At 65.9% G+C, this 22,866-nt stretch carries 27 protein-coding genes; 15 read left to right on the forward strand and 12 right to left on the reverse strand.

The window, feature by feature from the left end:
* Positions 1–15: 15 nt before the first annotated feature.
* The 3 genes from ACIBK2_RS29530 to ACIBK2_RS29540 are packed head-to-tail and all read left to right on the forward strand — an operon-like array spanning position 16 to position 2,885.
* The gene (locus ACIBK2_RS29530; protein ID WP_396971769.1) at positions 16–1,182 is read left to right on the forward strand and encodes a nitrate ABC transporter substrate-binding protein; all 1,167 of its coding nucleotides are present in this window, start codon (positions 16–18) and stop codon (positions 1,180–1,182) included.
* Positions 1,183–1,210: 28 nt separating this feature from the next.
* On the forward strand, positions 1,211–2,200 hold the full coding sequence (locus ACIBK2_RS29535; RefSeq protein ID WP_396971771.1) for an isopenicillin N synthase family dioxygenase: 990 nt from the start codon (positions 1,211–1,213) through the stop codon (positions 2,198–2,200).
* Positions 2,201–2,231: 31 nt separating this feature from the next.
* Positions 2,232–2,885, forward strand: a complete 654-nt coding sequence (locus ACIBK2_RS29540; protein WP_396971773.1) for a GntR family transcriptional regulator — start codon at positions 2,232–2,234, stop codon at positions 2,883–2,885.
* Positions 2,886–2,931: 46 nt separating this feature from the next.
* Here the strand turns inward: ACIBK2_RS29540 and ACIBK2_RS29545 are convergent, their stop codons facing one another.
* Together ACIBK2_RS29545 and ACIBK2_RS29550 are read right to left on the reverse strand one after the other, a co-directional pair.
* Positions 2,932–4,092 carry a low temperature requirement protein A gene (locus tag ACIBK2_RS29545; protein ID WP_396971775.1) on the reverse strand — a complete coding sequence of 387 codons (1,161 nt, stop codon included), beginning with the start codon at positions 4,090–4,092 and terminating at the stop codon, positions 2,932–2,934.
* A gap of 69 nt (positions 4,093–4,161) precedes the next feature.
* Positions 4,162–4,686 carry an Lrp/AsnC ligand binding domain-containing protein gene (locus tag ACIBK2_RS29550; protein WP_357385651.1) on the reverse strand — a complete coding sequence of 175 codons (525 nt, stop codon included), beginning with the start codon at positions 4,684–4,686 and terminating at the stop codon, positions 4,162–4,164.
* Between the two features lie 172 nt (positions 4,687–4,858).
* Between ACIBK2_RS29550 and hppD the strand changes: the two genes are divergently transcribed.
* On the forward strand, positions 4,859–6,073 hold the full coding sequence (gene hppD / locus ACIBK2_RS29555; RefSeq protein WP_396971777.1) for a 4-hydroxyphenylpyruvate dioxygenase: 1,215 nt from the start codon (positions 4,859–4,861) through the stop codon (positions 6,071–6,073).
* 69 nt (positions 6,074–6,142) lie between these two features.
* Complete coding sequence (locus ACIBK2_RS29560; protein ID WP_396971779.1) at positions 6,143–6,349, forward strand: hypothetical protein; 207 nt, start codon at positions 6,143–6,145, stop codon at positions 6,347–6,349.
* Positions 6,350–6,355: 6 nt separating this feature from the next.
* On the opposite strand, the gene ACIBK2_RS29565 is transcribed toward ACIBK2_RS29560, so the two are convergent.
* The gene (locus tag ACIBK2_RS29565) at positions 6,356–6,586 is read right to left on the reverse strand and encodes a hypothetical protein (protein ID WP_396971781.1); all 231 of its coding nucleotides are present in this window, start codon (positions 6,584–6,586) and stop codon (positions 6,356–6,358) included.
* A 330-nt stretch (positions 6,587–6,916) separates the two neighbouring features.
* Here ACIBK2_RS29565 and ACIBK2_RS29570 point away from each other — a divergent pair, with 330 nt between their 5' ends.
* The 6 genes from ACIBK2_RS29570 (at position 6,917) to tuf (ending at position 12,687) form a co-directional block, all read left to right on the forward strand.
* On the forward strand, positions 6,917–7,444 hold the full coding sequence (locus ACIBK2_RS29570) for a DUF3558 domain-containing protein (protein ID WP_396971783.1): 528 nt from the start codon (positions 6,917–6,919) through the stop codon (positions 7,442–7,444).
* A gap of 32 nt (positions 7,445–7,476) precedes the next feature.
* The gene (locus tag ACIBK2_RS29575) at positions 7,477–8,025 is read left to right on the forward strand and encodes a DUF3558 domain-containing protein (RefSeq protein WP_396971987.1); all 549 of its coding nucleotides are present in this window, start codon (positions 7,477–7,479) and stop codon (positions 8,023–8,025) included.
* A gap of 269 nt (positions 8,026–8,294) precedes the next feature.
* Positions 8,295–8,669, forward strand: coding sequence for a 30S ribosomal protein S12 (gene rpsL / locus ACIBK2_RS29580; protein WP_019049359.1), 375 nt, complete (start codon positions 8,295–8,297; stop codon positions 8,667–8,669).
* Between the two features lies 1 nt (position 8,670).
* Positions 8,671–9,141: a 30S ribosomal protein S7 gene (gene rpsG / locus ACIBK2_RS29585; RefSeq protein ID WP_150399709.1), complete on the forward strand. Its 471-nt coding sequence runs from the start codon at positions 8,671–8,673 to the stop codon at positions 9,139–9,141.
* 136 nt (positions 9,142–9,277) lie between these two features.
* Positions 9,278–11,380 carry an elongation factor G gene (gene fusA, locus ACIBK2_RS29590; protein WP_396971785.1) on the forward strand — a complete coding sequence of 701 codons (2,103 nt, stop codon included), beginning with the start codon at positions 9,278–9,280 and terminating at the stop codon, positions 11,378–11,380.
* Positions 11,381–11,496: 116 nt separating this feature from the next.
* Positions 11,497–12,687: an elongation factor Tu gene (gene tuf, locus ACIBK2_RS29595; RefSeq protein WP_396971787.1), complete on the forward strand. Its 1,191-nt coding sequence runs from the start codon at positions 11,497–11,499 to the stop codon at positions 12,685–12,687.
* A 65-nt stretch (positions 12,688–12,752) separates the two neighbouring features.
* Here the strand turns inward: tuf and ACIBK2_RS29600 are convergent, their stop codons facing one another.
* The 4 genes from ACIBK2_RS29600 to ACIBK2_RS29615 all read right to left on the reverse strand — a co-directional run bounded on the left by ACIBK2_RS29600 (position 12,753) and on the right by ACIBK2_RS29615 (position 14,817).
* Positions 12,753–13,187 carry a type II toxin-antitoxin system VapC family toxin gene (locus tag ACIBK2_RS29600; protein ID WP_396971789.1) on the reverse strand — a complete coding sequence of 145 codons (435 nt, stop codon included), beginning with the start codon at positions 13,185–13,187 and terminating at the stop codon, positions 12,753–12,755.
* Positions 13,184–13,438 carry a type II toxin-antitoxin system Phd/YefM family antitoxin gene (locus ACIBK2_RS29605; protein WP_396971791.1) on the reverse strand — a complete coding sequence of 85 codons (255 nt, stop codon included), beginning with the start codon at positions 13,436–13,438 and terminating at the stop codon, positions 13,184–13,186. The genes ACIBK2_RS29600 and ACIBK2_RS29605 overlap by 4 nt, the downstream gene beginning before the upstream one ends.
* 61 nt (positions 13,439–13,499) lie before the next feature.
* Entirely contained in the window at positions 13,500–14,102 is a 603-nt protein-coding gene (locus tag ACIBK2_RS29610; protein ID WP_396971793.1) for a DUF4232 domain-containing protein, read from the reverse strand.
* Positions 14,103–14,148: 46 nt separating this feature from the next.
* Positions 14,149–14,817, reverse strand: coding sequence for a hypothetical protein (locus tag ACIBK2_RS29615; protein WP_396971795.1), 669 nt, complete (start codon positions 14,815–14,817; stop codon positions 14,149–14,151).
* A 147-nt stretch (positions 14,818–14,964) separates the two neighbouring features.
* Between ACIBK2_RS29615 and ACIBK2_RS29620 the strand changes: the two genes are divergently transcribed.
* The gene (locus tag ACIBK2_RS29620) at positions 14,965–15,795 is read left to right on the forward strand and encodes an alpha/beta fold hydrolase (RefSeq protein WP_396971797.1); all 831 of its coding nucleotides are present in this window, start codon (positions 14,965–14,967) and stop codon (positions 15,793–15,795) included.
* Between the two features lie 3 nt (positions 15,796–15,798).
* Here ACIBK2_RS29620 and ACIBK2_RS29625 read toward each other — a convergent pair whose 3' ends face one another.
* From ACIBK2_RS29625 to ACIBK2_RS29635, 3 genes are all read right to left on the reverse strand, one after another.
* Complete coding sequence (locus ACIBK2_RS29625; RefSeq protein ID WP_396971799.1) at positions 15,799–16,743, reverse strand: hypothetical protein; 945 nt, start codon at positions 16,741–16,743, stop codon at positions 15,799–15,801.
* Positions 16,744–16,829: 86 nt separating this feature from the next.
* Positions 16,830–17,495, reverse strand: a complete 666-nt coding sequence (locus tag ACIBK2_RS29630) for a TetR/AcrR family transcriptional regulator (protein WP_396971801.1) — start codon at positions 17,493–17,495, stop codon at positions 16,830–16,832.
* Positions 17,495–17,854 carry an SPW repeat protein gene (locus ACIBK2_RS29635; RefSeq protein WP_150399702.1) on the reverse strand — a complete coding sequence of 120 codons (360 nt, stop codon included), beginning with the start codon at positions 17,852–17,854 and terminating at the stop codon, positions 17,495–17,497. The genes ACIBK2_RS29630 and ACIBK2_RS29635 overlap by 1 nt, the downstream gene beginning before the upstream one ends.
* Positions 17,855–18,008: 154 nt before the next feature.
* Between ACIBK2_RS29635 and ACIBK2_RS29640 the strand changes: the two genes are divergently transcribed.
* The 3 genes from ACIBK2_RS29640 (at position 18,009) to ACIBK2_RS29650 (ending at position 20,858) form a co-directional block, all read left to right on the forward strand.
* Positions 18,009–19,220 carry an NAD(P)/FAD-dependent oxidoreductase gene (locus tag ACIBK2_RS29640; protein WP_396971802.1) on the forward strand — a complete coding sequence of 404 codons (1,212 nt, stop codon included), beginning with the start codon at positions 18,009–18,011 and terminating at the stop codon, positions 19,218–19,220.
* Positions 19,221–19,327: 107 nt separating this feature from the next.
* Positions 19,328–20,089 carry a glutamate racemase gene (locus ACIBK2_RS29645; RefSeq protein ID WP_396971804.1) on the forward strand — a complete coding sequence of 254 codons (762 nt, stop codon included), beginning with the start codon at positions 19,328–19,330 and terminating at the stop codon, positions 20,087–20,089.
* A gap of 28 nt (positions 20,090–20,117) precedes the next feature.
* Positions 20,118–20,858: a DNA alkylation repair protein gene (locus ACIBK2_RS29650; RefSeq protein ID WP_396971805.1), complete on the forward strand. Its 741-nt coding sequence runs from the start codon at positions 20,118–20,120 to the stop codon at positions 20,856–20,858.
* A gap of 7 nt (positions 20,859–20,865) precedes the next feature.
* Here the strand turns inward: ACIBK2_RS29650 and ACIBK2_RS29655 are convergent, their stop codons facing one another.
* Together ACIBK2_RS29655 and mftR2 are read right to left on the reverse strand one after the other, a co-directional pair.
* Entirely contained in the window at positions 20,866–21,921 is a 1,056-nt protein-coding gene (locus ACIBK2_RS29655; protein WP_396971807.1) for a 2Fe-2S iron-sulfur cluster-binding protein, read from the reverse strand.
* A 62-nt stretch (positions 21,922–21,983) separates the two neighbouring features.
* Positions 21,984–22,607 carry a mycofactocin system transcriptional regulator MftR2 gene (gene mftR2, locus ACIBK2_RS29660; RefSeq protein ID WP_379281195.1) on the reverse strand — a complete coding sequence of 208 codons (624 nt, stop codon included), beginning with the start codon at positions 22,605–22,607 and terminating at the stop codon, positions 21,984–21,986.
* Positions 22,608–22,866: the final 259 nt, after the last annotated feature.

Below are 22,866 nucleotides of genomic sequence, written 5' to 3' on the forward strand. Positions count from 1 at the left end.
GATTGGGAGAACATCATGCGAACACCCTTACGCCGCCTCGGTCTCGCGGCCGTCGCGACCCTGGTCGTCGCGTCCGGCGCGGCCTGCTCCAGTAGCGAATCCGACACCGCCGCAGTGGATCTGCCCGCCGCGCCCGCCGAACAGCAGCTGTCCGGCCGCTGTCCTGGCGCCGTTGTGGTGCAGCTGCAATGGGAGCCGGAGACCGATTCCGGTCCGATCTTCGGTCTGCTCGGTCCGGGCTACCGGGTCGATTCCGACCACAACAAGGTCACCGGTCCGCTGGTGACCGACGGCAAGGACACCGGCGTCAAGCTGGAGATCAGGGCGGGCGGGCCCGCGATCGGCTTCCAGACCGTGCCGTCGCAGATGTATGTCGACCAGAGCATCACCCTCGGATTGGCGCACTCCGAGCACGCGATCGCCGCCGCGGGCCAGCAGCCGATCGTCGCCGTGACCACGTTGCTGCGCAACAGTCCCCAGCTGCTCATGTGGGATCCGAAGACGCACCCGGACTGGCACGGCATCGCCGATATCGGGAAATCCGGTGCGCCGATTGTTGTTTCGCAGGGCCAGCTGTATCCGGACTGGCTGGTGTCGCGCGGTCTGGTCGACGCGAAGCAGATCGATACCTCCTACGACAACGCGCCGTCCCGCTTCGTCACCGGACCGTCCTTCGCGCAGCAGGGCTTCCTGAACTCCGAGCCGTACGTCTACGAGCACGAGGTCCGCGCCTGGGGTAAGCCGGTCGCCTACCAATTGCTGCGTGACGTCGGCTACGAGGGTTACGCGCGCACCGTCAACGTCCGCGCCGACAAACTGACCGAACTGCGCCCGTGCCTGCAGCGACTCGTGCCGATGATCCAAAGGGCGACAGCGCAATTCCGCGCCGATCCCGGTCATGTCGATGATGTGGTCGTCGATGTCGTCTCGAAGAGCGCCAACTTCAGCCCGTACAGCGCCGCATTGGCCGCCTACGGAGCCGAGTCGCTCATCGACGGCGGCCTGATCGGCAACGACACCGACGGCGTGCTCGGCAGTTTCGACGAGGCCAGGGTGCAGCGCGTCATCGACGAGTTCGCGCCCATCCTGCGCCGTGGCGGCGCCGCCGTGCCCGCGAACCTCACCGCGCGCGACCTCGTCACCAAAGAGTTCCTGGACCCGGCGATCAGCGTCGCCGGGTGAGATACCCACGCAGACAAGGACGGACACGATGACCGCACGCTACGACCTGTCCGAGGTTTCCCGCGAGCAGCAGATGGGTGGCCTCGGCCGGGAGACCGACCGGGAGATCCGGGTGATCGACCTGACGGATTTCGCCGACCGGCGCGGGCAGATCACCGACGAACTGTGGTCGGCCGCAACGGAGATCGGCTTCTTCCAGCTGTCCGGTCACGGCATCCCGCAGGACCAGATCGACACCGTATTCGAGCTCACGGCAAGGTTTTTCGCGCTTCCCGAGGCGGTGAAGGCCAAATATCCACTGGTCAAAGCGAACAACGCGGGCTGGGAGAGCCTGAGCCAGGTGCGCCCGTCCATCGGCGTCCCGGACCAGAAGGAGTCCTACCAGATCACCCGCCCGCACATGGCCGAGCAGTGGCCGAGCGAACAGGAACTTGCCGGATTCCGTGACACCATCCTGGATTTCGAGCATCAGGCGTGGTCGGTCGCGATGCTCGTGCTGTCTTGTTTCGCCGATCGGCTCGCCCTGGATCGCGACCACTTCACCAAGGCACACGACCCGAGCTCCCCGCAGTACCAGAGCACGCTGCGGCTGCTGCACTACTTCGCCGTGCCCGCGGAACTGCGCGGCGTCCCCGGCCGCTGGCGGGCCGGCGCGCACACCGACTTCGACTGTCTGACATTGCTTTTCCAGCGCGACGGGCAGGGCGGGCTGCAGGTGTGCCCCGGCAAGGAGATGGCCGAACAGGAATGGACCTCGATCACGCCGTCGTCCAGCCTGATCACCTGCAATATCGGTGACATGCTCACCCGCTGGAGCGACGACCTGCTGCCGTCGAACTTCCATCGCGTCCGCAGTCCGGGCGCGGGCGAGGATCAGGGCGACCGCTACAGCATCGCCTACTTCGCGCAGGCCGACCGCGACGCCGTCATCCAGGGACCGCGGGGCACCTACCCGCCGGTGACCGCGGCCGACTTCCTGGACCAGCGGGTGCGGGCCAACTATCGCCCGCAGGGGTAACTTCACCTCCGACCACGGAAAGGACCACGCGATGACCGACGACGACGCGACGAGCTCCGCGCTGCTCGGCGCCTCGGTGCACCGGCAGGTCAGGCAGCTGGTCCTCACCGGCGAGCTCGAGCCGGGCCGCCCGCTCAGTGTGCCCGCGCTGGCGGCGCGGCTCGGCGTCAGCCGCAGCCCAGTGCGCGAGGCCGTCCAGCAGCTCATCTACGAGGGGTTGGCGGTCAATGTCCCGCACGCGGGGGCCAGGGTGGCCGCGATCGATGACGACCAGGTGCGCGACGTGCTTGCGGTCCGCGCCGTACTCGACGGCTTGGCCGCCGCGACCGCGGCGACGCGGCTGTCCGGAGCCGACCTCGACAAGCTGGCAACCATTCTGGCCACCCAGGAGGAGAACCTGCGGGCCGGACCGGACACCGCCCGCGACACCCAGCTCGACGTCGAATTCCACGCCTTCATCCGGGAGCGCGCAGGCAACCGCCCACTCGCCGACGAGCTGTCCCGGCTCGAAGCTCAGACCCACCTCTACCGTGGTGATCTGTGGCGCTCCGACCTCAACCGCCGAGTCGCCCTCCGCGAACACCGCCGGATCGTCGAGGCCCTCGAATCCGGTCATGCCGATGCCGCGCGTGCCGCCGCCGAGGCGCACGTGCACGGACTGGTCACCCGCCTGCACCGGCAGTGAGCGAATTGCGGCGGATCCGTAAGACACGACACGACAGTCTGTTTCGCTACTGCGCCGCTGCCCTGCGGTGAAACCGCAACTCGGGCACCGGACGTCCCGACCCTATGAGCAGATGCTCGTACACATTGATCGCGACGAGCACGCCCGCGGTCAGCCCGACCACGACAATCGCGGGCAGCAACGAGGACACCGCCGCGACCGCGATGAGCGCCGCGGCGGTCACTACCCGCCCCAGCGCGGGCGCCCCCACCGTCCGCCAGCGAGTGAAGACGAACGTCGCGACGAACAGCGCCGCACCACCCGGCGCCAGCACCGCCGCCACCCCGTGCGCGATGTGCCCAGGATCCGCCGCCGCGTGCCCGAGCCCGACCGCGACCGCCACCAACGCCGCCACTAGCGCGAAATGCCCATAGCTCAACACATCTCGCATGATCAACCCCGGCGACGACCGCGTCGCCAGCGCGTGCTCGATCACCTTCGACGTGAATTGGAAATATAGCCACCACAATCCGGCGCCGACCACGAAACCGAGCACCAGCGCGGTCACCACCGACAGTGTCAACCCGGTCGACGCGGCCTGCGCACCCGCATCCACCACCGACTCGCCGAGCGCGATGATCACGACCAGTCCGAACCGCTCCGAAAGATGTGAGACGCCAAGGGTTCTGCCACGCAACGCACGGCTGTAGAACAGCGGAGCGCCGAGCTGTACAACGAGCGCACCCGTCCAAGCCCACAGCCGAAGATGTTCGGGCAGTGGCGCGCTCGCGAAGATCGCGACTCCGGTAACCAGGCCGATGCTGAACGGATTGATCGACGTCTCGAACGTACGCGCCCGCATCGTCGCGATCAGCAGCACGATCCGCAGCACCAGGTGCGCCGACGCGAATACCATTGCCGCGCCGCGCGGTTGATCGAGCGCCGCGGGCGCGGCCACCGCCATCAGGAAGATGCACAGGCCGCTGGTGAACAGCACCAGCCGCTGCGCGTGCGTCTCCTCGACATTGTTGACCAGCACGGTCACCCCGACCCAGCCCCACCACAGCGGCGCGAGCAGCACCAGCGCGTGCCCGAGCGAGCCGATCGACGGGTGCTGGGCGAGCACGTGCGCGGTCTGCGTCACCGCGAAGACGAGCACCAGGTCGAAGAACAGCTCCGCCCAGGTGGCCCGGGCATGCGGGCTGGATTCGGTTGTCGTCTCGCTCATCACCGGTCTCGCAGTCGATCTCCCGCGACGGACATCCGCACCGCCGCTCAGCGAGCGTAAACGGCCCGGCTACCTTTCGTGCGCCGCGCGATAGGCGGGCGCCTTCGTGTTCCCCGCCGGATCGAGCGTGCGCAACAGCGGCAGCGTGCGAAACGGCACCACGGTCGACAGGACGATGACACTGTGCGACCGCACCACCGACGAGGTCCGGTCGATGCTCAGCAGGACCGACTGCAGGCCGGCGTGCGAGTCCGCGCCGATCCGGCACCACACGTCGCCGGTGCCGGTGGTCGCGTAGGCCTCCAAAACCCCTGGGATCGTTTCCAGTTCGGCCGCGACCGCGTCCAGCGCGCCCTGCGCGATCTCCAGCGTGACGAACGCCTGTACGTCGAAACCCGCCGCGGTAACGTCGATCTGCGGGTCGTAGGAGGCGATGACGCCGGATTCCTCCATCCGCCCGATCCTGGACTGCACGGTCGCTCTGGCCACCCGCGTCCGGCGAGACAGCTCGAGGATGCCCGCTTTCTGGTATTCATGCATCGCGGTCAGGATCGCGAGATCGAGTTCGTCAAGTTTCGCCGGCGTTCGTGACATGGCGGCCTCCGTTCCGAGCACAGGCTGGGCTTCCAGCCATGGATAGCACCAGCCAGCTGATGCTATTCAAATTGTCCAGCATTTCGGGGTGCTTCCTAGCCGAATTCGCCAGAGTGTCTATCGAAAATCGCCGCTATTGCCTATCGGCCGACCCTGACGGTTACTTTGGTGCATGACCATCGAGCAGCTGCCGAATGCCCGGTCCAGCACGGCACCGAGTACCGACCCCACCGACACTGAGCTGCGCAAGCTCGTCGGTCTCGTGGACCACGACACCAGCGTCGACAACTTCCCGGTAACCGGTTGGGATGCCCTGGTCTGGGTCGTCGGCAACGCGACACAGACCGCGCATTTCCTGGAGTCCGCCTTCGGCATGCGCCTCGAGGCCTACTCGGGTCCCGAGACCGGCAATCGCGACCACAAATCGTACGTATTGCGTAGCGGCGGTGCCCGCTTCGTAGTCAAGGGCGCGGTCGACCCCGACAGTCCCTTGGTCGCGCACCACGATCGGCACGGCGACGGCGTCATCGACATCGCGCTCGAGGTGCCCGATGTGGATCGCTGCATCGAGTGGGCGCGCACGCACGGCGCGACCGTCGTCGTCGAACCACATGACGAGACAGACGAATTCGGCACCGTCCGGTCCGCCGCCATCGCCACCTACGGCGAGACCAGGCACACCCTGGTCGACCGTTCCGGCTACAACGGCCCGTACCTGCCCGGCTACATCACCCGTCGCGCGGGTTACCAGCCGAGGGAGGGCGCGCCCAACAGGTTGTTCCAGGCGATCGACCATGTGGTCGGCAACGTCGAGCTCGGCCAGATGGACGAGTGGGTCGAGTTCTACCGCCGCGTCATGGGTTTCACGAATATGGCCGAGTTCGTCGGCGACGATATCGCCACCGAATACTCGGCCCTGATGAGCAAGGTCGTCGCCAACGGCAACCATCGGGTGAAGTTCCCGCTCAACGAGCCCGCGGTCAGCAAGAAGAAGTCGCAGATCGACGAGTACCTCGAGTTCTATCGCGGCCCCGGCGTCCAGCACATCGCGCTGGCCACCGGCGACATCCTGACGTGTGTCGACGCACTGCGCCGCGAAGGCATCGAATTCCTCGACGCCCCCGACTCCTACTATGAGGACCCGGAACTGCGCGCCAGGATCGGTCACGTGCGCGTCCCGGTCGAAGAACTGCAGCGCCGCGGCATCCTGGTCGACCGCGACGAAGACGGCTACCTGCTGCAGATTTTCACCAAGCCGATCACCGACCGCCCGACCGTTTTCTTCGAGCTGATCGAGCGGCACGGGTCCCTCGGCTTCGGCAAGGGCAACTTCAAGGCCCTCTTCGAGGCGATCGAACGCGAACAGGACGCCCGCGGCAACCTGTGATCGGTTGTGGCGCTGAGTATCCGGCAGTACGCTCCTTGGGATTCGCCGGATGCTTAGGGGACTGCCGCAGTGCTCGAGAGATCTGCCGCCACCTTCGCACTGGCCGTCGCGCTCGCCCTCACCGCGAGCGCGGCGGCATACGCCGACCCCGCCCCCACCTATTACCCCACCCTCGACGCCTGCCTGAGCGCCATGTCGAAGTACAAGACAGGCCCGGCCCAGTGTACTTATATCGACGCGATCGAGGGCTACGAACTGCGCGTACCCGGCGGGTAGTGCTGATTAATTGCCGGTGTACAGGGTGTTGGGCCCGGTCCAATCGGCGGTTTCGGCATGGCAATGCCAGTAGTGCGCAAGAGGCCCGTCGTCGTACGCAGCTCCGGCTTTCAGGCATTCAACGAGCGTCGGATAGACGCCTAGGATGGCGTTCGACGCAGTGGCTTGCCCTGCGACGCCGAGCAATCCGAGTGCGACAGTCGTGGCGACGATAGTCGACTTGATAACCAGCTTCATGTTGCTTCCTCCATGGTCTCTCATCCGGCGATGCGGATGATCACAATCGAGGTTCGCGCTATGGATCGATGGTCCTGAATCAATCAGACACGCTGAATGACAGGTTCTTGTTTCCTGCCTATTCCCCCCATAAATGAACCCCCCGGTATGTCGAGATCATGACAGTGCGGTCATATCTCACGACACGGTCAGAATAAACCGCCGCAGTTCCTGCGGCAAGGGCACGATCCTCGTTGTGCCGCATAGTCTTTGCCACACCGACATCCAAGCCGCTGCGGCGTGATCGGCTGCGCAGGTCGCGAGGGTCGCCACGCCGGTAGAGTCTCGGGCATGCGGACCAAGTGGGCGATCGTCACGGGCACGACCTTCGCGCTGCTGCTCTCCGCGTGCGGGTCCGGCAGCGACTCGGACAACACCAGTACTCCGTTGCGCCCGCCGCCGAAGGTTGCCGCGCTCGGCCCGTTCGCCGGTGAGTGCGGGCACGTCACCGACGACGAGGTGCGTGGCCTCGCGGGCATGCTCCAGATCTCGCAGGTGATGAAGAATTCGGTCGGGTGTAATTGGCAGGCCGCCGGATATGGTTCGACCAGCGTCACCTTTGCTTCCTATCGTGGCAGCCCCATTGCTCGCGAGAAGGCGTGGGTATCCAACCAAGGGCGCAACCCGGAGACGATCGATGTCGGCGGCCGCAGCGCATTCCAAGCGCTGGACCCGAGCGGGGACATCTGTGACCTCGCGACCCAGCTCGGTGATGACTTCTTCGAATGGTCTATGGCCTTTGAGCGCTACTCGGTCCATGACAACCCCTGTGACAGAGTTCGCAAGTTGGCCGAGTTGACCGTGCAACGGCTGCAGTAGGAGGGCGCAGGATGAGACCAGGTCGTAGCTCGATGCGCGGAATACTGTGCACCGTCGCCGTGTTGACGGTTGCGGTCTCTGCAACCGGGTGTGGGCAAACGGTAAGTGGATCAGCTAATCCTGCGGGCTCGAGTACCGGCGGCACAGTCAACAGCAACTTCGACAAGTTGTTGCGAGAGTGCGAAATCGTCACGGTCGACCAGATCGGGGACGCGATCGGCGCCAAGGGACCCCCACCACCGGAGCCGTCGTTCTACGGCGCGGTCTGCATGTGGTACGCGCTCGGCGCACCCGGCGGCGGCGCCATGGTCACGCTGAACTGGTACGAGATCGGCTCGCTGAACAGCGAGAAGGCCAACAACGACAAGCTCGGCTACACCACCAACAACATCACCGTGCAGGGCCGGCGCGGGTTGGAGACACGGCGGCCGAACGATCCGGACTCCTGCGGCGTCAGCGCGGGCGCGGCGGACCAAGGCGTGATCGGGTTCTGGATCAACTATCGGGCGGGCTCCGCGCACCCGGATCCGTGCGCGGGCGCGAAGAAACTCGTAGAGTTGACGTTGAACCTGGCCAGGTAGCGGGGGCGGTAGCGACCCCGCTTTGACCCTGTGTCGCGACCACGAGTATCGTGGATCGCTGTGCCCGGAAGCATACGGGCAAGTTCGTGCGTGACCGTAGGCCAGCGAAAGCGGCTGACACCTCAAGCGTGCCCGCAATTCGGGCCCTACACCGCGCGCGACACGCCCGACCTCGGGGCACGTAAAACGTGGCCGGACGTGCGAGTGAAAGCTCGATGACAAAGACATGAAGTTCCAGACACCGCGTAACTAATAAGGAAAGCCGGTCTATGCCAACCATCAACCAGCTGGTCCGCAAGGGTCGCCGCGACAAGGTCTCCAAGACGAAGACCGCGGCGCTCAAGGGCAGCCCGCAGCGTCGTGGCGTGTGCACTCGCGTGTACACCACGACCCCGAAGAAGCCGAACTCCGCGCTGCGTAAGGTCGCGCGCGTTCGCCTGACCAGCGCGGTCGAGGTCACGGCGTACATCCCCGGCGAGGGCCACAACCTGCAGGAGCACTCGATGGTGCTCGTTCGTGGCGGCCGTGTGAAGGACCTTCCCGGTGTCCGTTACAAGATCATCCGTGGCTCGCTCGACACCCAGGGTGTGAAGAACCGCAAGCAGGCCCGCAGCCGTTACGGCGCCAAGAAGGAGAAGAGCTGATATGCCACGCAAGGGCCCCGCACCCAAGCGTCCGCTGATCAACGACCCGGTCTACGGGTCCCCGCTGGTCACTCAGCTGGTCAACAAGATCCTGCTGGACGGCAAGAAGTCCACCGCCGAGCGCATCGTCTACGGCGCGCTGGAGCAGGCGCGCGACAAGACCGGCACCGATCCGGTCGTCACCCTCAAGCGCGCGCTGGACAACGTCAAGCCCGCCCTCGAGGTGAAGCCCCGCCGCGTCGGTGGCGCCACCTACCAGGTGCCCGTCGAGGTCCGGCCCGGCCGTTCCAACACGCTGGCCCTGCGCTGGCTGGTCAACTACTCCCGCGCCCGCCGCGAGAAGACCATGGTCGAGCGTCTCGCCAACGAGCTGCTCGATGCCAGCAATGGTCTCGGTGCCTCGGTGAAGCGTCGTGAGGACACCCACAAGATGGCCGAGTCGAACCGGGCCTTCGCGCACTACCGCTGGTGACGTCTGCCCGACCCGTTGTTTCGGGTCGGGAGGCACAGTCGGCCGCGGCGGCAACCTGCCGCAGCCGGCGTTGAACAGAGACGACCACAGGGTCGTCCCCGAAAATCCCATCTAGCTACGAGCGGGGAAGATTTCCGTGGCACAGGACGTGCTCACCGACCTGAACAAGGTCCGCAACATCGGCATCATGGCCCACATTGATGCGGGCAAGACGACCACAACTGAACGCATCCTCTTCTACACCGGCATCACCTACAAGATCGGTGAAGTCCACGATGGCGCAGCCACCATGGACTGGATGGAGCAGGAGCAGGAGCGTGGTATCACCATCACCTCCGCGGCTACCACGTGCTTCTGGAAAGACAACCAGATCAACATCATCGACACCCCCGGGCACGTCGACTTCACCGTTGAGGTGGAGCGGTCGCTGCGCGTGCTCGACGGCGCCGTTGCGGTGTTCGACGGCAAGGAAGGCGTCGAGCCGCAGTCCGAGCAGGTGTGGCGTCAGGCCGACAAGTACGACGTGCCGCGAATCTGCTTCGTCAACAAGATGGACAAGCTCGGCGCGGACTTCTACTTCACCGTGCAGACCATCAAGGACCGTCTCGGTGCCAAGCCGCTGGTCATTCAGCTGCCGATCGGCGCCGAGAACGACTTCGAGGGCATCGTCGACCTGGTCGAGATGAACGCGAAGGTCTGGAAGGGCGAGACCAAGCTCGGCGAAGAGTACGAGATCGTCGAGATCCCGGCCGACCTGGCCGACCAGGCGGAGATCTACCGCCAGGAGCTGCTGGAGACGGTCGCGGAGTCCGACGAGGCGCTGCTCGAGAAGCACTTCAGCGGTGAAGAGCTCACGATCGATGAGGTCAAGGCCGCGATCCGCAAGATGACGGTCGCGTCTGAGCTCTACCCGGTGCTGTGTGGTTCCGCGTTCAAGAACAAGGGCGTTCAGCCCATGCTCGACGCGGTCATCGACTACCTGCCCTCGCCGCTGGACGTGGAGGCCACCACCGGCCACGTGCCCGGCAAGGAAGACGAGCTGCTGACCCGCAAGCCGAGCGTCGACGAGCCGTTCTCGGCCCTGGCGTTCAAGATCGCGGTGCACCCGTTCTTCGGTGAGCTCACCTACGTGCGCGTGTACTCGGGTCAGGTCGCCTCCGGCGCCCAGGTCGTCAACTCGACCAAGGGCAAGAAGGAGCGCCTGGGCAAGCTGTTCCAGATGCACTCCAACAAGGAGATGCCGGTTACCACCGCGTCTGCCGGTCACATCTACGCCGTGATCGGTCTGAAGGACACCACCACCGGTGACACCCTCAGTGACGCGCAGAACCAGGTCGTGCTCGAGTCCATGACCTTCCCGGACCCGGTCATCGAGGTCTCGATCGAGCCGAAGACGAAGTCCGACCAGGAGAAGCTCGGCACCGCGATCCAGAAGCTGGCGCGCGAAGACCCGACGTTCTCGGTCAAGCTCGACCAGGAGACCGGCCAGACCGTCATCGGCGGCATGGGCGAGCTCCACCTCGACATCCTCGTCGACCGCATGCGGCGCGAGTTCAAGGTCGAGGCGAACGTCGGCAAGCCGCAGGTGGCCTACCGCGAGACGATCACCAAGAAGGTCGAGAAGCTCGAGTTCACCCACAAGAAGCAGACGGGTGGCTCCGGCCAGTTCGCGAAGGTCATCATCGCCATCGAGCCGTTCGTCGGCGAAGACGGCGCGACCTACGAGTTCGAGAACAAGGTCTCGGGTGGTCGCGTTCCGCGCGAGTACATCCCTTCGGTGGACGCCGGTGCGCAGGATGCCATGCAGTACGGTGTGCTCGCGGGCTACCCGCTGGTGAACCTGAAGATGATCCTGCTCGACGGCGCCTACCACGACGTCGACTCGTCGGAAATGGCGTTCAAGATCGCCGGCTCCCAGGCACTGAAGGAAGCGGCTCGTAAGGCCGGTCCGGTGATCCTCGAGCCGCTGATGGCGGTCGAGGTCATCACGCCCGAGGACTACATGGGCGAAGTGATCGGCGACCTGAACTCCCGCCGTGGCCAGATTCAGGCCATGGAGGAACGCAGTGGTGCCCGTGTCGTCAAGGCGCTGGTTCCGCTCTCGGAGATGTTCGGCTACATCGGTGACCTGCGGTCGAAGACCCAGGGCCGGGCGAACTACTCCATGGTGTTCAACTCGTACGCGGAGGTTCCGGCCAACGTGTCGAAGGAGATCATCGCCAAGGCGACCGGCGAGTAATACCGATGTCGGGGCAAGTGTAAGACTTGCCCCACATCTGCCGGGAGTCAGCACGACCCCAGTAATAACCGCACTGCTGCAACTGCACGCACCAACAAGTCCAGGAGGACACCACAGTGGCGAAGGCGAAGTTCGAGCGGACGAAGCCGCACGTCAACATCGGCACCATCGGTCACGTCGACCACGGCAAGACCACGCTGACTGCAGCGATCACCAAGGTGCTGGCTGACAAGTTCCCGGATCTGAACGCGGCGTTCGCGTTCGATCAGATCGACAAGGCGCCGGAGGAGAAGGCTCGTGGTATCACGATCAACATCTCCCACGTCGAGTACCAGACGGAGAAGCGCCACTACGCGCACGTCGACGCCCCGGGTCACGCGGACTACATCAAGAACATGATCACCGGTGCGGCGCAGATGGACGGTGCCATCCTCGTGGTCGCCGCGACCGACGGCCCGATGCCGCAGACTCGCGAGCACGTGCTGCTTGCCCGTCAGGTCGGCGTGCCCTACATCCTGGTCGCGCTGAACAAGTCGGACATGGTCGACGACGAGGAAATCCTCGAGCTCGTCGAGATGGAGGTCCGCGAACTGCTGGCCGCCCAGGAGTTCGACGAGGACGCGCCGGTCGTGCGTGTTTCCGGTCTGAAGGCGCTCGAGGGCGACCCGAAGTGGACCGAGTCGATCGTTGAGCTGATGAACGCTGTCGACGAGTCGATCCCGGACCCGGTCCGCGACACCGAGAAGCCGTTCCTCATGCCCGTCGAGGACGTGTTCACGATCACCGGTCGTGGCACCGTCGTCACCGGTCGCGTCGAGCGCGGCATCGTCAACGTGAACGAGGAAGTCGAGATCGTCGGCATCAAGCCGACCTCGACCAAGACCACGGTCACCGGTATCGAGATGTTCCGCAAGCTGCTCGACCAGGGCCAGGCCGGCGACAACGTCGGTCTGCTGGTTCGTGGCATCAAGCGCGAAGATGTCGAGCGTGGCCAGGTCATCGTGAAGCCGGGCACCACCACCCCGCACACCGAGTTCGAGGGCCAGGCCTACATCCTGTCCAAGGACGAGGGCGGCCGGCACACGCCGTTCTTCAACAACTACCGTCCCCAGTTCTACTTCCGTACGACTGACGTGACGGGCGTTGTGACCCTCCCCGAGGGCACCGAGATGGTCATGCCGGGCGACAACACCGAAATGTCGGTCGTGCTGATCCAGCCGATCGCCATGGAAGAGGGCCTGCGTTTCGCGATCCGTGAAGGTGGCCGCACCGTCGGCGCCGGTCGCGTCACGAAGATCATCAAGTGATTCCCTGAATCACTGACCCGAACGGCGCCGCTCCGAAAGGAGCGGCGCCGTTCGGCGTTTCAGGACTAATCCACTGGCGAGTTGGTGTCGAATGTGGCCACGCCCAGGGACTTCCATGCTGTCAGCAAGCGGCGATCGCCAGAGGCAGCCACCAGGTCGGTATCTTCCAGCCGCTCGGCGGTGGCGCAATGGACCGCATCGTATGCACGCAGCGCGAGCTCATCGGCCAGCTCCGCCGCACGTAGTACCAGTGCTTTTTCTACCTCGATGGCCTCGACCTGCGGCCAGAATTGATCCAAGAGTCGCAGGCAACCCGCATGTTCCGCATCATCGAGACGACTCATTCGGTGGGCCTGGGCGAGCGCCGCGGCGGTCTCCACGTACAGCAATCGGCTCGAAACCACGTCATCGGCATCATCCCAGAATCGGCGGCAGGATTGACTGCTCGGTTCGTTGATCAGGAGGGGCACGAAGGCCGAGGTGTCCAGATATCCGATCAACGGCGTTGCTCGTCGATAAGGTCGCTCACGATGCCATGCCCCTGGATCGGCTCAGGTGCAGGCTGCTTGCGTACGCGTGCGGGCTCAGTGTGTCCTTCCGCGCGTAGTTGCTCCAGCCTGGTCAATCGGCCAACTGGGACGATTCGAGCGATTGGCTGGCCATGGTCGGTGACAGTGACGGTCCGTCCGGCGCGAACCTCTGCGAGATGACGGCTCAGGCCATCTCGTAGTTCGCGTATCCCTACATCCACGGTTCCTCCCAGGTGGCTATATTCCTATAGCCTATAGTAGCCACAAACTCTCAACTCGAGGCTAGTTCTCCTTGCCAGGTTTGATGGGGTCGATGTGGAGTAGGAGGTAGGCGGGTTTTACGCAGGCTTCTGCGGTGAAGGGCTGGGTTACTGCGGTCGACTGGTTTGGGGGGTGGATCAGTAGGTATTGGGCTGGGGCTCGTTCGCAGTCGTAGTTGCCGGCTTGGGAGTAGCGGAGGGTGGCGTGGGCCGACTCGGTGGGGGCGACGGTGACCGGTGGGGGTGTGGCGGGAGCGGTGTTGTCCGGTTCGGCTTCCGGGCCCAGCGGGGCCGGGGGGTTGCCTGCGGCGAGGGATACGGCGGGGTAGCCGGATAGGGCGCAGGGGGTGGGGCCGGTGTTGGTGAAGATGATGGGGACGTAGATGGAGCCTGCGGCTCCGCCCTGTTGGCCGAGGGACACGGTGAGATCACCTGTGGCGCAGAGGGGTACGCCATCGGGTGCGGCAACGACTGTGGTTGTCGGCGTGGTGGCGACGGTCGGCGTCCGGTGGCTGGACGCCGCCGCGGGTGGGGTGGTGGCCGTGGTCGATGAGTCCGGCGAGGAGGATCCGCATGCGGTCAGGGGTAGGGCCGCAGCGAGGATGACCAATGCAGTGCCGCGCATGTGGCAACCCTAGTCCCGTCGTCCGGGTTTCCGTGGGGTTCGGCGGTCAGCAGCTGAAGGATCGGCCGACGGATACCTCTCGCTCCGCGGCCGAGACTTCCTTCAGGCAGCCGAACGGGACGATGCCGTCGTCGCTCATCTGCACGCCGGTCCTGGTGGACGGGTTGACGCAGGTGAGGCCGCTGGTCGCGATGCGGCAGACGTAATTGCCGAAGGTCAGCTTGCTGTCGTACGGCAGGGTCTGCCCGTCGCCGTGGATGAAAAGGCCTGGGTCGCCGCGGAATTGGCCGACCGACAGGTGCTGGCCCGCGTAATTGACGTAGCCGCCGTCCCAGTTTCCGAAACCGTCGCCGGGCTTCGGGATCGGGTTCTTCAGTTTGACTACACAGACGAGTCCGTCGATCTGATACTCGGTTCCGGTGATGCAGCTGATCTTTCCGGAGGGACTGATGAACGCGACGTCGCTCTTCAGGTCGGCGGCGGCGCCGGAGCCGGTGCTCGCGGAATGATAATGGCTCGCATCGGCCGCGCTGCCCGCCTGGGCCCAGCTGATCCGGTCTTTCAGCTGGCTTTCCGGGCTCTGCGGGGTCGAGGAGGCAGGCGTCGAGATCGACGTGACCGGCGGTTGGTTCGGGGAGGGCTGTGGCCGACCCGAGGTGGATTGGGAGCAGGCGCTCAGCGTCAGGATTAAGGCAGCGAGTGCCGCGATTCGCATGGCCACCACACTAGTCGTTGTGTCGCAACAGAATCCGGTGGTGGTTCGGCCGCGAGGTGATTCGATGACCGCAGAGGTTATCGCGGAGCGGCGATCCACTCCGTTAGCGTCGAAAACGAGAACAAGACCAGACGATTCGGAGAACGCATGCGTAAGTCCAGCCTCGCCACCGAACTCGCCGTCACGTCGGGCGCGCTGCGCCACGGGATGCCCTACCTCGCGATGGGTGCCGGCCGACCGCTGGTGTTTCTGCGCTGGTTCACGCCGGACCACGCGAATCCGCACGGATGGATGCGCGACTCCGAGATCTCGATGCTGGCACCGTTGGCCCGGCACTTCCGGGTGTACGCGGTCGGCCGGGCGCCGGGCATGGCCGCGGGCACCACGATGGCCGATATCGCGACCGAGCACGCGGACGCATTGCGCGCCGAGTTCGGTGCACCGGTGGATGTGCTCGGCGTCTCGTCGGGCGGATCGATTGCCCTGCAGCTCGCGGCCGACCACCCGTCCGCCGTCCGCCGCGTGATCATCGCCTCGTCCGGCTACCGGCTGGATCCCCTCGCCAAGGAGAGCCAGATCCGCTACGGCGAAGCCGCATTCGCGGGTCGCCGCGCACTACATCTCATGGCATCGACCACCATCTCGTCGCCACTGCTGGCCCGCGTCGCCGGCGCCGCCATGTGGTTGATCGACCCACTCGCTCGCCCGAAGAACCCCGCGGACACCCTCGCCTTCCTCCGCGCCGAGGACGCCTTCGACCTGTCCGACCGCCTCGGCGAGATCACCGCGCCCACCCTGGTCGTCGGCGGCGAACGCGACGCGGCCTACAGCACTGAAAACTTCCGCTACACCGCGGACGGCATCCCCAACTCCCGCCTGCTCATCTATCCCGGCACCAGCCACGTCGGCGTCCTGAAGCACCCGCGCTTCGCCGCCGACGTCACCGAATTCCTCACCGCCGATTCCCCGCTGAACTAGACCTCAGACCTTCGGTGTCGAAGTCCAGTGCCCGGTGCGCTGGACGCCTGCCGCCGCATCGGCGGCAGCGCGGAGGCGTCTGATCAGATGTGCGGGATCGGCCAGGTCGGCCCAGGTCCAACGGACCACCATCCAGCCGAGGGCGCGCAACCGATCGTCGCGTTTCTGTTCCGCGGTCACCAATTGCGCAGGCAGGTGAAACTCATTGTGTTGCTCGACCCTTTCGTCGAATTCACCGATGACGCCCAGGTCGGCAAACAAGAAATCGACCCGCCCGACGCATACTTCGTCATCGGTAAAGATCCGGGCCTGCAATTCGGGCGCGGGTAACAAACCCTGCTGAATTACCACGCGGCTGCGGGATTCACCGACACTCTCGCTGCGCCCATCGAGGAAGTCGATCACCCGCGCCGCCTTTACCGATCCGCGCCGTCGCCGATGCGAGACCTGTTCGCGCAGTTCGTCGGCGGTGGTGAGACCTTGCCGCAGCGCGCTGTCGCCGATCGCGACGGCCTGTTCGAAACTCGCCGAGCGCGCGAGGTCGATGACGGTCCTCGGCACGGTCGTGACGCGCAGCCCGTTGACGAGGGTGATCTCGTCCGGCGCCAACAGCGCCGCATGCAGGACCAGCTGTCTCCTGATTCGCCCGCCGTTGCTTCGATTGCGCGTCACGTGCACCCGCTCCAGCGGCAACGACCAGGTGGGCAGCCCGTGCACTACCAGTGCCGAACAATGGCTCGCGACAACATCATCCGACATCGCTTCGCAGGTAGCGAGAGCGAGTATCAGATGGCGGCCCGCCGGAGTGAGCTCTGGCCCCGGTGCGGTCAGATAATGCCCGGCGCGCACTCGACGCCACTGCCCGGAACGGCAGAGCCGCTGCAATTCGCTATCGGATATCCCCGAGGCCAGGGCCTGGCGACGCGAGATCAGTTGCGGTGCATCCATACCGCGATCCTGAACGAAGCTGCGGCCGGAAAACACCCACCACTCGCCGAATGTGGATAACACGCCCCCTGTGGATAACTCGGATATCAGCCGAGCTGCGTCATCCCCGCGGCGACCACCTGGGCGACATTGAGGAGGTCTTCGGCGGTGGGGATGGGCACACCGTCCAGAGCGTGCAGCCGGTCGGTGCTGGCAATGGCGAACATGGCCGAAACCCAGGCGGCGGCGCAGGCGCGCAACGTACCGGGGCGGACCGGCACCGTCGCACTCGCCTGCAATACGCGCGCGGTGACATCCAGCAATTGATCACGCAGCTGGCGCAATTGGCGACGCACGTCGGGATGGGTGTCGGCCTCGCGCCACATGATCACCCGCAGCACCGAGGAGTGGTGGTCGCGCAGATTGAGCGCGGCATCGAGGGCCACCAGGCTGGCGGCCGGATCGCCGGGCGCGACCACGGTGTCGATGTCGTCGATCGGATGCGCGGGCACCCGTTCGTCCATCAGCGCCGACAGGATCGAATCCTTGGTCGGGAAGTAGTAGAAGACAAGCCCTTTCGGCACCTCGGCCGCGCCCGCGATGGCGGCCGTCGCGGTGGCGTCGAATCCCTGTGCCGCGAAGAGCTTTTCGGCGGCGTCGAGGATGAGTTGCCGGGCGTCGCCGTCCACTTTCGCGCTGCGGCGCCGCCCGGCCCTCGGTTCCTTCCCCGGTCGCTGGGCTGCTGCCCGGCGACCGGGTTTCGGCATCTGCATCAGTGGTGTGTCGCCGCGCCGTGCAGACGTCCCGACACCGTCGGCAGCGCCGCTACCGCGACCACCGCCGTCACTACCCCGACTACCCATGCGGTCCAGGATGCGCCGCGGTAATCGGTGAAGTCCATCGCCCAGGGGGAAATGAACAGCAGTACGCCGAACAGACCCATCGCGTAGTCGGCGTTCGCCCCGAGTGCGGGCCGGTACATCTGCGCGAGGCCGGTGAGCGCGATCAGCACGCCGAGCACGACCAGTGACCACATCGCTTTGTCGGTGGTCTCCAACCACAGGGGTGACAGCGCGGCGAAGATTCCGAGCACTACTGCCAGGAAATCCTGTGCGCGGCTTTCGGTGAACATGGTGTGCCTCCTTGGGCTCAGGAATTTGTCCTGTCTCTCGGTATAGACCTGATTGACCGCCCGATCAATATCGGAACGGCTACGATTGCACGGCGATTGCCGAGTGATCGGGCTCACTCGAGCACTGAACCAAGCAGACGTTAGGGTGAGCTCCGTGGCACCTTCAGCAACAGATTCCGCGCCGATCGTGATCGTCGGCGCCGGGCTCGCCGGTCTGCGTACCGCCGAGGAACTGCGCCGCGCCGGATACGAGGGAGCGCTGATCCTGGTCGGCGACGAGTCCCGCCTGCCGTACGACCGGCCGCCGCTGTCCAAGCAGTTCGTCCGCGGCGAAACCGACGACACCACTTTGCGTCCCGCAGAGTTCTTCGCCGAGAAGCAGATCGACCTGCGCCTCGACACCGCGGCGATCGGCGTCGACACCGCCGCGCACCAGGTACACCTCGCCGACGGATCGACCCTCGACTACGACCAACTGATCATCGCGACGGGCCTGCGCCCACGCCGCTTGCCGGGCCTGCCGGAACTGAAGGGCGTACACGTACTGCGCGGCCACGCCGACGCCGCCGCACTGCGCGCCGAATTGGCCGAGGCCACAACGGCACTCGTGGTCGGCGCCGGTTTCATCGGCTGTGAGCTGGCGGCCAGCTTCCGCACCCGCGGCGTCCCGGTGGTACTGGTCGAGCCGCAGCCGACCCCGCTCGCCTCGGTCCTCGGCGAACAAGTCGGCGCGCTGGTGGCCAGGATGCACCGCGACGAAGGCGTCGATCTGCGCTGCGGCACCGGCCTGGACACCCTGCTGGCCGACGGCGACCGGTTGCGCGGCGCCCTGCTCTCCGACGGCACCGAGGTCGCGGCCGACCTGGTGGTGATCGGCGTCGGCTCGCGCCCCGTCACCGAATGGCTCGCCGATTCCGGCATCGCCCTCGCCGACCCGGCGGCGGGCGGCGGGATCGTGGCCGACGAGGTGGGCCGCACCTCGGCCGAACGCGTCTGGGCGGTCGGCGACGTCGCCGCCTGGCTGCACCAGACCGGCCACCGCAAGCGGATCGAGCACTGGACCAACGCGGGCGAACAGGCGCGCCTGGTTGCTTGTGCATTGCTCGGCGCCGCTCCGCCGACCGCGGCCAGGGTCCCGTACTTCTGGAGCGACCAGTACGAGGTGAAGATCCAAGCCCTCGGCACGCCGACGGCCACCGACGACGTGCACCTCGTCGTCGACGAGGGCCGCAAATTCCTGGCCTACTACGCCAAGGACGGCAAGCTCACCGGCGTCGTCGGCGCGGGCATGACGGCCGGGGTGATGAAGACCAGAGCCAAGATCGCTGCGGGCGCTCCGGTGTCGGAACTGCTCACCCCGAGCTGAGTTCGCCACGCGCTCCGGCCCCTCGGCCGGTGCCGCGGCGGGCCGCCATGGCCCGTCGAACCGCTGCCGCGCAAATCGCGTCGGGGCACTGTAATACGGTTGTCTCTGTGATCGTCGCGCTCATCGATTCGGGGCTCGGGCTGCTGCCCACTTCCGCTTGGCTGCGCAAGCTGCGGCCGGACGTGGATCTGCTGCTGCAATTAGACCCCGACGGCGCACCGTGGGGACCCAAGCCGGACCGGTGGACGATCAACCGCGTGGTCGAAACCGCCCGCACATCGATCGAGCTGGGCGCGGAGGTGATCGTGATTCCGTGCAATACGGCAAGCGTCACCGCCTTGGAACATGTGCGTGTGGAAGTCGGTCCCGACGTACCGGTCATCGGCACCGTGCCCGCGATCAAACCCGCGGCCGCCGTCTGCCGCTCGGTGGCCGTCTGGGCGACCGCCGCGACCACCGCCAGCCGGTACCAGGCGGATCTGATCGCCAAGTTCGGCGGCGACGCGGACGTGGTCGGCGTGGCCTGCCACGGTCTGGCGGACTCGATCGATCGGGGCGATCTGGTCGCGGCGCGCGAATCCATCGCCCGCGCCGTCGAGCAGACTCCCGACGATGTCGAAGGCGTAGTGCTCGGCTGTACCCACTACCCGCTGGTGATCGACTCGATCGTCGCCGCCCTGCCCGACGGTGTCCGCCTCTTCGACAGCGCGCAAGCCGTTGCCGCACAGACCATCCGGCGGATGGACGCGCTCGGCCGACCCACTCCCGGCAACGGTGCGGTGATCGTGCGCAACAGCGGACGTCCAGGCGCGTTGCCGGCCAGTGCCGCCAGCTTCGAATCCGGCCGGATCCTGGGCGCCCAGGCGTGAACCGCCGCGTCGGAAGGGAGTTCGCTCGATGACCGAGGCCGCGCTCACCGCCGCGGACGTGCAGGCGGCCTTGCGTGCGGTCGCGAATCCCGCGGACGCGATCCATCTACAGCGGTTCTTCAAGACCGGGCCAGGCGAGTACGGCGAGGGTGATGTCTTCATCGGCGTGCGGGTACCGACGAGCCGAGGCATCGCGAAACGCTTTGCGGCACTGTCGCTCGACGAGATCGACGCATTGCTGGACAGCGCCGTGCACGAGGACCGGTTCGCCGGTCTGATCATCCTCAACGCCAGGTTCGCCAAGGCCACCAAGCCGAAGACCTTCGACGACGTGGCCCGCGCGGAGATGGTGCAGCGCTATCTGGCCGCCGTGCGCCGTAGCCGGGTGAACAACTGGGACCTGGTCGACGCGTCCGCCGAAAACATCGTCGGCCCATGGCTATTGGACAAACCGCGCGACCTGCTCTTCGAGCTGGCCGCCGCGGAATCGTTGTGGGAGCGCCGCGTTGCCCTGCTGTCCACCTTCGCGTTCATCAAATCTGGCGACGCGACAACCACTTTCGAGCTCTCCGAGCGCCTGCTCGACGACCGCCGCGACCTCATCCAGAAGGCGCTCGGCTGGATGCTGCGCGAGGTCGGCAAACGCATCGATCAGCGGCTGCTGACCGGTTTCCTGGACAAGCACGCGGCGAACCTGGGCCGCACCGCCCTGAGCTACGCCACCGAACACCTCGACGCCGAACTCCGCGCCGACTATCGCGCGCGGTAACTCCGCCTCAGAACTGGATCTTGAGGTGATCCGTCACCGGATGCGCCTGGCAGCCGAGGATATAGCCGTTCTCGATGTCCTCCGGGTCGAGGATCTCGGCGTTGTCCATTTCGACCTTGCCCTCGAGCACCGTGCACGCGCACGAACCGCATTCACCCTCCTGGCAGGAGTACGGCACGTCGAGACCCTTGGCCAGCATGATGTCCACCAGCGTCTGCTTGCGCGGCCACTTCAGCTCGTGCACCTCGCCGTCGAGTTCCACCTCGACCGTCGCCGCGCCGGCCGCGTCCTCGTCGGACACCTCGACCGGTGTCTGATCCGCGAACGGGTCTCCCGCAAGGGAATTGAACACCTCGGCGTGCGTGCGCGAGCGCGGCACACTCAGCTGGCCGAGCGCGTCGTGCACCCGATCCATGAACGGCTTCGGCCCACACATGAACGCCTCGTAGGCCTGGTACGGGGCGACCAGGGTGGCCAGCGCGTCGGCGGTCGGCAGTCCCTGCAGGTATTCCAGCCAGTGGATCACGGTCAGCCGCTGCGGATGCTTGTCCGCGAGTTCGCGCAGTTCGGCGGCGAAGATCACCGATTCATGGTCCCGATTGGCGTACACCAACACGATTCGGCCGTTGCCGCGCGCGAGCGCCGACTTCAGGATCGACATCACCGGCGTGATGCCGCTGCCCGCGCCGAACAGCAGCAGATCGGCGTCCAGGTCCTTGGGCGTGAAAACGCCTGAGGGCGGCAGTACTTCGAGTGAGTCGCCCGCTTTCAGGTTGTCGCACAACCAGTTCGAGCCGTAGCCTTCCGCCGTCCGCTTGACGGTGACCTTCGGCTGATCGTCGGTGAACGGCGAGCTGGCCAGCGAATAGCAGCGCGCCACTGAGCCGGTCCGCTCGCTGGGGATGCGCAGGGTGAGAAACTGGCCGGGGTGATAGCGGAAGCGCTCGGTCATCTCGTCCGGGACATCGAAGACCAGCGAGCAGGTATCGGCCGTTTCGGTGATGACCGCGGCAACCCGCAGCACCACGGAACGCGAGCCGTGTGGAACCTCGACTGTGGTCATGTCGTCCTCTCGAACCCAGGCCGGGGCGCTGCACCGTGCCAAAACTAGAACGTGTTTCAGTTTTATCGTACGTCGGACTCCGGCTGCCGGACAAGCTGAGCCTCCAGACCGGAGATCAGCACCTCCATGCCGAAGTCGTAGGCGTACTTACCGCGCAGGTCGGCCATGTGCTTGGTGGCGCGCTCGACCGCTTCGGGCAGCGCGACATCGGACAGCGGCGCGCGATCGCGCGGATTCACCCGGCTGCGGCCGAACAGGTAGGTGTGGATGGTGGCGTACGCGGCGAGCACGTTGCGATCGTTGAAGCCGGCTTCGAACAGGATCTCCATGATGGCAGCGATCAGGTCGAGTTGCTTGCCGAGCATCTGCTCGATCAGCACGTCGCCGAGGCCGGGGTGCTTGCGCAGCTTGTCGTCGATCTGGTCGATCAGGTCGCGCAGCCTGCGCTGCCACGGGCCGGATTCCGCTGGTGGCGTGCGTACTCCGGTCAGCGCGGCGGTGGCGACGAGGTCGAGCAGCTCGCGCTTGTCCGCGACGTAGTAGTACGGCGCCATCGGCGAGACCCCGAGTTCCCGGGAGAGCCGTCGCATCGACAACTTCTCCACGCCGTCCTCGCGGACCACCCGCAGCGCGGCCTCGACGATCTCGGACTCCGACAGGGTATTGCCGCCTCCGCTCGCCTGCATTCGTCCGACTCCCATGCCACCTCTACCACCGCGGGCGCGTGTCGCCCGTCACGTCCTGTTCAGCTGCTTTCCATCCGAAGTCTAGAGGGCGCTGCTGTCGCCGGTTCGGTGTGCGTACTACTGGGTGGAACCACGGACCTGCGTTATCTGTCCAGATCCAGTCCCAATTGGTAGAACAGGTTCCATTTTGTCAGCGAATGACGTTATCGTGTGATCGCGGCCACCGTCGGGTGGTCGTGGTCACGGATCGCTCGCTCGG

Source organism: Nocardia sp. NPDC050175 (assembly GCF_044459885.1).
Lineage (GTDB): Bacteria > Actinomycetota > Actinomycetes > Mycobacteriales > Mycobacteriaceae > Nocardia.

Coding starts and splice junctions, on each gene's coding strand:
- ACIBK2_RS29630 (WP_396971801.1), bottom strand. CDS start 17,495: ATGCAGATGCCGAAACCCGGTCGCCGGGCAGCAGCCCAGCGACCGGGG.
- ACIBK2_RS29655 (WP_396971807.1), bottom strand. CDS start 21,921: ATGACCACAGTCGAGGTTCCACACGGCTCGCGTTCCGTGGTGCTGCGG.
- ACIBK2_RS29570 (WP_396971783.1), top strand. CDS start 6,917: ATGCGGACCAAGTGGGCGATCGTCACGGGCACGACCTTCGCGCTGCTG.
- ACIBK2_RS29620 (WP_396971797.1), top strand. CDS start 14,965: ATGCGTAAGTCCAGCCTCGCCACCGAACTCGCCGTCACGTCGGGCGCG.
- ACIBK2_RS29635 (WP_150399702.1), bottom strand. CDS start 17,854: ATGTTCACCGAAAGCCGCGCACAGGATTTCCTGGCAGTAGTGCTCGGA.
- ACIBK2_RS29540 (WP_396971773.1), top strand. CDS start 2,232: ATGACCGACGACGACGCGACGAGCTCCGCGCTGCTCGGCGCCTCGGTG.
- ACIBK2_RS29575 (WP_396971987.1), top strand. CDS start 7,477: ATGCGCGGAATACTGTGCACCGTCGCCGTGTTGACGGTTGCGGTCTCT.
- ACIBK2_RS29615 (WP_396971795.1), bottom strand. CDS start 14,817: ATGCGAATCGCGGCACTCGCTGCCTTAATCCTGACGCTGAGCGCCTGC.
- ACIBK2_RS29535 (WP_396971771.1), top strand. CDS start 1,211: ATGACCGCACGCTACGACCTGTCCGAGGTTTCCCGCGAGCAGCAGATG.
- ACIBK2_RS29530 (WP_396971769.1), top strand. CDS start 16: ATGCGAACACCCTTACGCCGCCTCGGTCTCGCGGCCGTCGCGACCCTG.
- ACIBK2_RS29545 (WP_396971775.1), bottom strand. CDS start 4,092: ATGAGCGAGACGACAACCGAATCCAGCCCGCATGCCCGGGCCACCTGG.
- mftR2 (WP_379281195.1), bottom strand. CDS start 22,607: ATGCAGGCGAGCGGAGGCGGCAATACCCTGTCGGAGTCCGAGATCGTC.
- ACIBK2_RS29610 (WP_396971793.1), bottom strand. CDS start 14,102: ATGCGCGGCACTGCATTGGTCATCCTCGCTGCGGCCCTACCCCTGACC.
- hppD (WP_396971777.1), top strand. CDS start 4,859: ATGACCATCGAGCAGCTGCCGAATGCCCGGTCCAGCACGGCACCGAGT.
- ACIBK2_RS29625 (WP_396971799.1), bottom strand. CDS start 16,743: ATGGATGCACCGCAACTGATCTCGCGTCGCCAGGCCCTGGCCTCGGGG.
- rpsG (WP_150399709.1), top strand. CDS start 8,671: ATGCCACGCAAGGGCCCCGCACCCAAGCGTCCGCTGATCAACGACCCG.
- ACIBK2_RS29650 (WP_396971805.1), top strand. CDS start 20,118: ATGACCGAGGCCGCGCTCACCGCCGCGGACGTGCAGGCGGCCTTGCGT.
- ACIBK2_RS29550 (WP_357385651.1), bottom strand. CDS start 4,686: ATGTCACGAACGCCGGCGAAACTTGACGAACTCGATCTCGCGATCCTG.
- ACIBK2_RS29565 (WP_396971781.1), bottom strand. CDS start 6,586: ATGAAGCTGGTTATCAAGTCGACTATCGTCGCCACGACTGTCGCACTC.
- rpsL (WP_019049359.1), top strand. CDS start 8,295: ATGCCAACCATCAACCAGCTGGTCCGCAAGGGTCGCCGCGACAAGGTC.